At 46.0% G+C, this 6,834-nt stretch carries 6 protein-coding genes; 4 read left to right on the top strand and 2 right to left on the bottom strand.

The features are described from left to right. Position 1 precedes the first annotated feature (1 nt). Positions 2 to 1,321, bottom strand: coding sequence for an enterochelin esterase (fes, locus tag MO867_RS09280; RefSeq protein WP_252466090.1), 1,320 nt, complete (start codon positions 1,319 to 1,321; stop codon positions 2 to 4). 508 nt (positions 1,322 to 1,829) lie between these two features. Here fes and MO867_RS09285 point away from each other — a divergent pair. Genes MO867_RS09285 through dhbA form a run of 4 tightly spaced genes read left to right on the top strand, consistent with a single transcriptional unit; the run spans position 1,830 to position 6,303 of the window. Then, positions 1,830 to 3,023 carry an isochorismate synthase gene (locus tag MO867_RS09285; protein WP_252466092.1) on the top strand — a complete coding sequence of 398 codons (1,194 nt, stop codon included), beginning with the start codon at positions 1,830 to 1,832 and terminating at the stop codon, positions 3,021 to 3,023. Then, positions 3,023 to 4,648: a (2,3-dihydroxybenzoyl)adenylate synthase gene (locus tag MO867_RS09290; RefSeq protein WP_252466094.1), complete on the top strand. Its 1,626-nt coding sequence runs from the start codon at positions 3,023 to 3,025 to the stop codon at positions 4,646 to 4,648. Before MO867_RS09285 ends, MO867_RS09290 begins: the two co-directional genes overlap by 1 nt. A gap of 13 nt (positions 4,649 to 4,661) precedes the next feature. After that, positions 4,662 to 5,549, top strand: a complete 888-nt coding sequence (locus MO867_RS09295; RefSeq protein ID WP_252466095.1) for an isochorismatase — start codon at positions 4,662 to 4,664, stop codon at positions 5,547 to 5,549. Positions 5,550 to 5,556: 7 nt separating this feature from the next. Next, a complete protein-coding gene (gene dhbA / locus MO867_RS09300) occupies positions 5,557 to 6,303 on the top strand; it encodes a 2,3-dihydro-2,3-dihydroxybenzoate dehydrogenase (RefSeq protein ID WP_252466096.1) in 747 nt (248 codons plus the stop codon). Positions 6,304 to 6,564: 261 nt separating this feature from the next. On the opposite strand, the gene MO867_RS09305 is transcribed toward dhbA, so the two are convergent. Beyond that, positions 6,565 to 6,684: an IS3 family transposase gene (locus MO867_RS09305; RefSeq protein ID WP_256473911.1), complete on the bottom strand. Its 120-nt coding sequence runs from the start codon at positions 6,682 to 6,684 to the stop codon at positions 6,565 to 6,567. Positions 6,685 to 6,834 lie beyond the last annotated feature (150 nt).

The following is a 6,834-nucleotide window of genomic DNA, read 5'->3' on the forward strand; positions in this document are numbered from 1 at the left end:
TTTAATCCTGAATGCTGAAGTTTTGTAATAAGTACGATATACCTTTGAGCAGTCCATCGCGCCAACACAAAATATCGTGCCCACCGGTGTATCTCTGGTATTCGACGTCAAAATTTTTGTTGCATAGCGCTTTATTTAATTGGTCATTTACTGTGCTCAGCGCATGCTCTTTAGTGCCGACTTGCTGGAAAATTCTCAAGCCGGCGGGAGAGTAAAATCCCTTAAGGACATGTTCAGTAAGCCATCCTTTAACATGACTGGTGTTTCTTTTTCTCATCGGCTCATTATTTGGCCACCAGAATGAGCCGGATTGACTAATGACACTACCAAATCGCTCAGGCCAATTCAGGCCAGCGTACATCGCTGCCAAGCCCCCATAGCTTTGTCCCGCCACAATTGTGTAAGCCGGGTTGTCGGTGTGTGGGAGTATTTTTCGCACTTGTGGAATGAGTTCAGTTTGAATGGCTTGCCAAAAATCTTCGCTGCAAGTCAGGTCTCGCTCCCGCTGATGACCGTCAATGGGATCAATCAATAGATAGAGTGCGGGTGGCAAATTTCCAGATAGTGTCTGTTCTTCTAGCACTGAAAAAATAGGCATTTCTTTTGCCCACCGGTCGCCGTCTAACAGAATTATGAGTGGGCGTTTGCTTGGGGTTGATGTCTCGCCACTGACATAGGTCCAAATTTTACGGCTGACTCCCAGTGATGTGCTTTGCCAGGAAGACTCTGCCAAGTTTTCTGTATAGCTACTTTCAGAAAGTTGGAATGCAGGTGTCAGATCGAATTTTAGCCATGCACTCTGTTCTTCCGATTCCGGCAAGTGAATCGCTGAAAATTTTTTGCTCCATTGGCCAATACTTGGGGCTTGACGGTTCAGAGGATCCGGTATAGCTGTCTTTAACAGGCTGCGCCACCAATGGCGCTGCATCTGGCACTTGTCTTCATTCCGCTGCAGCTCTTTTTGCCAATTGCTGCCAACCCATTTTTCTGTTGTGGGTATCAAGCGATAACTGCCCCTCCAGTTTTTTTCTACTTCAAGTTGCCAATGCCAAATATTGGTGCCTGGCAATCGTTCTAAGGATGGAGGTGAAAATGTGTGGTGGTCGGTAACACAATTAATATCGATATAAACACGTTTAATCGGCGACAGGAGTTCATTGCCATTTGGGTCTTTCCATATAAATGTGAGGTTTAGTTTTTTCTCACTAGAAGGGCTACCACTGATAAATGGAAGCCCATGCCGCTCCACCTCGGACCACCAAGGCGCGCTACCCACTTCAAACAAGTTAGGAAAATTGAGAGCGGTTAATGTTGAGCGCATGACTACAGCCAGGTCCTTCCTTGTGTTTTGATTTTTACCTTCCCGCTGATTTTTGTGGGGGAATCGTGTTCCGAACCTATTTTTTAAGAATCAAGTGGTGATTTGTCGACAGGCTACCTTAGGAGGGTGTCGGATGTAAATAGAAATTATTATCATTCGCGTCTTATATGGATTGTTTCAAGAAAGTGAAACAATGGGGATTTACTTGCTGTTGGAATTCAATGTGGAAGGTGGTACTTAAAATAGTTTGTGAGGATTTACTTAACCTCCGTGAGTGATTAATTTGATTTTTTTGGTTACAGCAGAAATAAATATTAAATTTTTTTTAGATTGAGCCCTGCTGAGTTGCCTGCAGTCTTTGCTCAGGCTTCAACCTGGAGTGTCGTATCCCGCATTGAAATTTATGTAAATATCTCTCAAATATTACTAGCGCCAATTGACAAACACTCGCCCTCGGGAAGTATAATGATAGTCATTCTCATTCGTATATTCAACGGAGTAGCAGTTTATGCTCTTCCCGAACACAGATATTGAGTCTGGCGGCTGCTCAGCCTTGGGTTCCGCCGATTTTCTGTTCACCTCTTCCTACCGTAGCTTGAGAGGCAAGGGGGTTTTTGCGGAAATTAATCAACCGGTTTCGCCGAATGCTGATGATACCAGGAAGCAGTTTCATGAATCGGTTCAAGAGGCTTTTACAGCAGCGAAAAAAGCGGGGATCTGCAATCCTGTGGTTGTCGGAGCCGTACCTTTTGATCTGGGTCAGCCGTCGAGATTATATATCCCGATAGAGTGTGATTTCTTTGATCGCAGTGAGATGGTTTCAACGGTGAATGACTGTGAAGCACCGATTCCTCGTGTTGAAAAGATGCAGAGCGTCCCTGAAGAGCGGCGATTTAAGCAAGCTGTGGAGCAGGCGATAGCCAATTTCCAACACAGCGATTTACGTAAAGCGGTATTATCTCGCGTGCTCAATGTTGAGTTGGCAGAAAAGGTTTCAGTAGATGAAATTTTATCAAGATTGATTGTACAGAATCCTTTGGGATATCACTTCCGTATCCCTATTGAGGGTGATCAGGAACTTATTGGCTCCAGCCCTGAATTGTTAGTTCGTAAGGTTGCAAACCAGTTAACTTCCAATCCGTTGGCGGGCTCGGCGAAGCGCCAGGGTGATAGCGAAAGAGATCTCGCTGTTAGTCAGTCATTACTAACTTCTTCTAAAGATAGTTATGAGCACCGCTTGGTAATAGATGAAATTCGGCAAGTCCTTGCACCCTATTGTAATAAGCTCGATATCCCCACAAGCCCCGAGCTTATTAGTACACCAGCTATGTGGCATTTATCCTCCCTGATCCGGGGACAATTGGATGATCCACAGTTGTCCGCTTTGGAGCTTGCATGCGAGCTTCACCCAACGCCGGCGGTATGTGGTTTTCCTACGAAAGATGCGCGCAATTTAATTCGCCTTGTAGAACCCTTTGAGCGAGGAGTTTTCACCGGTATGGTGGGTTGGTGTGATGCTGAGGGTAACGGTGAGTGGGTGGTTACTATTCGCTGTGGAATTGTGAATGGAAATCAGATTCAGTTATTTGCAGGAGCGGGAATTGTTGAGGACTCCTGCCCTGAACAGGAATGGCAGGAAACCAGGGCAAAACTGGGTACCATGCTCAATGCTTTAGGGATAACACAGCAGGAAGCACTTTGATGACCATTGAATTTACACCATGGCCGGAGCCTATGGCGCGCCGTTATCGGGATCTAGGCTACTGGGAGGACAAGCCGCTGAGTGATGTTTTGCGGGTTTCCTGCGTAAAGAGGCCCAGCGCAACGGCGATTATTTGTGCACACCGATATTTTTCCTATACCGATATTGATAGGCTCTCGAATAATTTAGCTCAGTCCTTATTGGCTCGAGGCCTTAAACCTTACGATACTGCTTTAGTACAGCTGCCGAATATCGCTGAATTTTATATTGTATTTTTTGCATTAATAAAAATAGGTGTAGTACCGGTAAACGCTTTGTATAGTCACCAGCGCCTGGAGCTGACGGCCTACGCCCAGCAACTCCACCCCACGTTAATTGTCGCATCAGCTTCACATCCACTGTTTTCAGAAGGATCTTTTCTCGAAGATTTAAAGCGAGAGATACCATCTTTACAGCAAGCGTTGATTTATGGCGAGAACCACTATGCAGACTTACTGGAAGATGGACTAAATTTCCCTGAGCAGATAGCACAGCTAGAGCCTACCCCGGCCGGTGAGGTGGCTTTTTTCCAGTTGTCCGGCGGAAGTACAGGCACGCCCAAACTGATTCCAAGAACTCATAATGATTACCTGTACAGTGTACGGAGAAGTGCTGAATTATGTGGTCTTGGACCGCAAACCCGATTTTTGTGTGCACTTCCAGCTGGACATAATTTTACCCTTAGCTCTCCCGGCGCTCTCGGAGTATTTGACAATGGCGGAACTGTGATCACGGCGCCCGATCCAGAACCATTCAACTGTTTCTCACTGATTTCCCAGCATCAAATCAATATGGTCGCATTGGTTCCACCCGCTGTAGCCCTGTGGTTAAAAGCCGCAGAGGCTCACCGAGATAAGCTCGCCACATTGTCCTTAATGCAGGTAGGTGGAGCCAATTTTGCGGAGAGCATCGCACGACGCGTACCTGAAGAGCTGGGCTGCCAGTTACAGCAGGTTTTTGGTATGGCGGAAGGGTTAGTCAATTACACGCGCCTGGATGACGATGATCCTCTAATTTTCTGTACCCAGGGTTGTCCCATGTGCCCTGATGATGAGGTACTTGTGGTTGATGAAAACTGCCAGCCAGTCCCCCCCGGTGAAACAGGCATGCTGATAACGCGGGGTCCGTATACGATTCGTGGCTACTATAAAAGTGGTGAACATAATCAAGCCGCATTTGATGCTGGCGGCTTCTACCGTACCGGAGATCTGGTACAGCGCGATGGCAATGGATACCTGCGTGTGGTTGGTCGACAGAAAGATCAGATTAATCGTGGAGGAGAGAAAATTGCTGCTGAAGAAGTCGAAAATTTACTGCTGCGCCATAAATCCATTTCCCAGGCAGCACTGGTAGCAATGCCTGATGATTTGTTGGGAGAAAAAAGTTGTGCCTTTTTAGTATCTAGTGATCCTGATTTACGGCCGCTAGTTTTGAGGAAATACTTAAGGGATTTAGGTGTGGCACAATTCAAACTGCCCGATAAGTTTAAGTTCGTGAGGAGCTTGCCCCTTACCCCAATTGGGAAAACAGATAAGAAAAAATTACGTAAAGTGCTGCGAGAGAAAGCAGTGACATCCAAGGTTTAAGGTGCTAAATTTTATGTCCATTCCATCATTGGAAAATTATAGCCTTCCTGTCATTAAGTCGCTTCCAGAGAATAAAGTCGACTGGAAAATAGAACCTTCCAGAAGTGCCTTGCTAATCCATGACATGCAACAATACTTTGTGCGTTTCTTTGGCGAAGACAGTGGCTTGGTTAAAAGGGTCGAAAAAAATATCGTTGCGTTACGGGCTTGGGCGAAGCAACACAATATACCGGTGATCTATACAGCGCAGCCGATAGAGCAGAGCGACAAAGATCGTGCATTACTAAACGATATGTGGGGGCCTGGCCTTACAAAAGCAGACCCCAGTCTACAAAAAGTTGTTCCTGCGTTGGCGCCGGATAGGGATGATATAGTACTGGTCAAGTGGCGTTACAGTGCCTTTTATCGCTCTGAGTTGGAGGAGATTCTTAAGGAATCCACGAGGGATCAACTAATTATCTGTGGCATTTATGCTCATATTGGTTGTTTAACAACAGCTTTAGATGCCTTTATGCGTGATGTGCAGCCCTTTATGATTGCGGATGCAGTGGGTGATTTTTCTGAGCAGGAACATCATATGGCCCTAGAGTATGTAGCGCGGCGCTGCGGCAGTGTTGTTGCCACAGGTGATGTACTGTCTATCGGTGCGTCGGCGGCAACCGTTCTGAGTTGGAGCCTTCTCAAGGATCAATTACTGGATCTGATTGATGAAGAGCCGGAGCTCTTTGATGCCGATGAAAATCTGATTGACTATGGGTTGGATTCTGCGCAATTGATGGGGTTAATTACTGATTGGCAAAAATTAGGTGTTCACATGACGTTTGAGGAGTTGGCTGTTGCCCCGTCCTTAAACGGATGGTGGCAATTGATTCAGGGTAAATATCCGCAACTAGCGGAGTGAAATTTTTATGAGTTTCTTGAGAAAGCGCGTATGGATTACGGGCGCTGGACGGGGAATAGGTGCATGCACAGCGGACCTGTTTCAACGCTACAACGCCTCCGTTATCGGTTTGGATATTGACTTTCCGAATGAGGAATACAACTACCAGACGGTCACACTGGATATTACAAATTCAGATCAGATAGCTCAGGTTTGTCAGAACTTACTCAATGACAATCAGGGGCCGGATATTCTGGTCAATGCGGCTGGCATTCTGCGTCTTGGTAGTATGTCAGAATTAACTTTGGCCGATTGGCAGGCCTGCCTATCTGTAAATGCGACAGGGCCTTTTAACTTACTTAAAGAGCTGTTGCCATACTTTAAAAGCCGGCGCCGAGGTGCCATTGTTAATGTTGCTTCGAATGCTGCTCATGTACCAAGAATGGGAATGACTGCGTATTGTGCTTCAAAGGCTGCGTTGGTGGGACTGAGTAATTGTGTCGCTCTTGAGATGGCTGAGTTTGGAGTCAGGTGCAATCTTGTCTCTCCGGGATCGACAGATACACAAATGCTGCGCGAGCTATGGGGGGAAAATGGTGGCAAGGGCACGACTATAGCGGGTAGTCCAGATCAATTTAAATTGGGAATCCCCCTGAATAAAATTGCCTCTACCGACGATGTAGCTAATACAATTCTCTTTTTGGCCTCGGATATGGCTGCACATGTGACCATGCAGGATATTGTTGTCGATGGTGGCGCTACGCTGGGAAGCTAGTTCACGGGTTATTAGGCTGGGCCCTCTGCGGTCCTGCTTATCCTGGCCCTGCGATACATCCCTGGAATTCGTGATAGCTCAGTGAATATATACTTGATCTGCCTGCCGGTTATTTCTGCTTGGGCTGGCATGCTGATAAGGATGAATTTTGAAACTATTCAGAGAAATTCACAAAAAAGCTTCACAGATTTTTTTACTGAAAATATTATTTTTTGTAAGCCCGTCTCAAATTGTTGTGGTCAAGTCCAGCAGGACACCTCTTTAAGCATATTTCTCAAATTTGATAGGGGTTAAATACCCCAGTGTTGAATGTATTCTGCCTGAGTTGTAATAAGCAATATAGGCTCTCATATCGGTTATCGCATCCTCCCTTGTTGCCAGGGCTGTCCCATATAAATCGGTGTAAAAACGAACAGAATAGACCTAAAATAGCCATCTTTTTTGAAGCATAGAGTGTTTTTTAGACAAAATGGATAGCGTTAGCCTTTTACATCACTTTGACGACATGGACGATCCTCGAGTTGATCGGCG

It is taken from the genome of Microbulbifer okhotskensis, from assembly GCF_023895975.1.
In the GTDB taxonomy this organism is placed as follows: Bacteria; Pseudomonadota; Gammaproteobacteria; order Pseudomonadales; family Cellvibrionaceae; genus Microbulbifer; species Microbulbifer okhotskensis.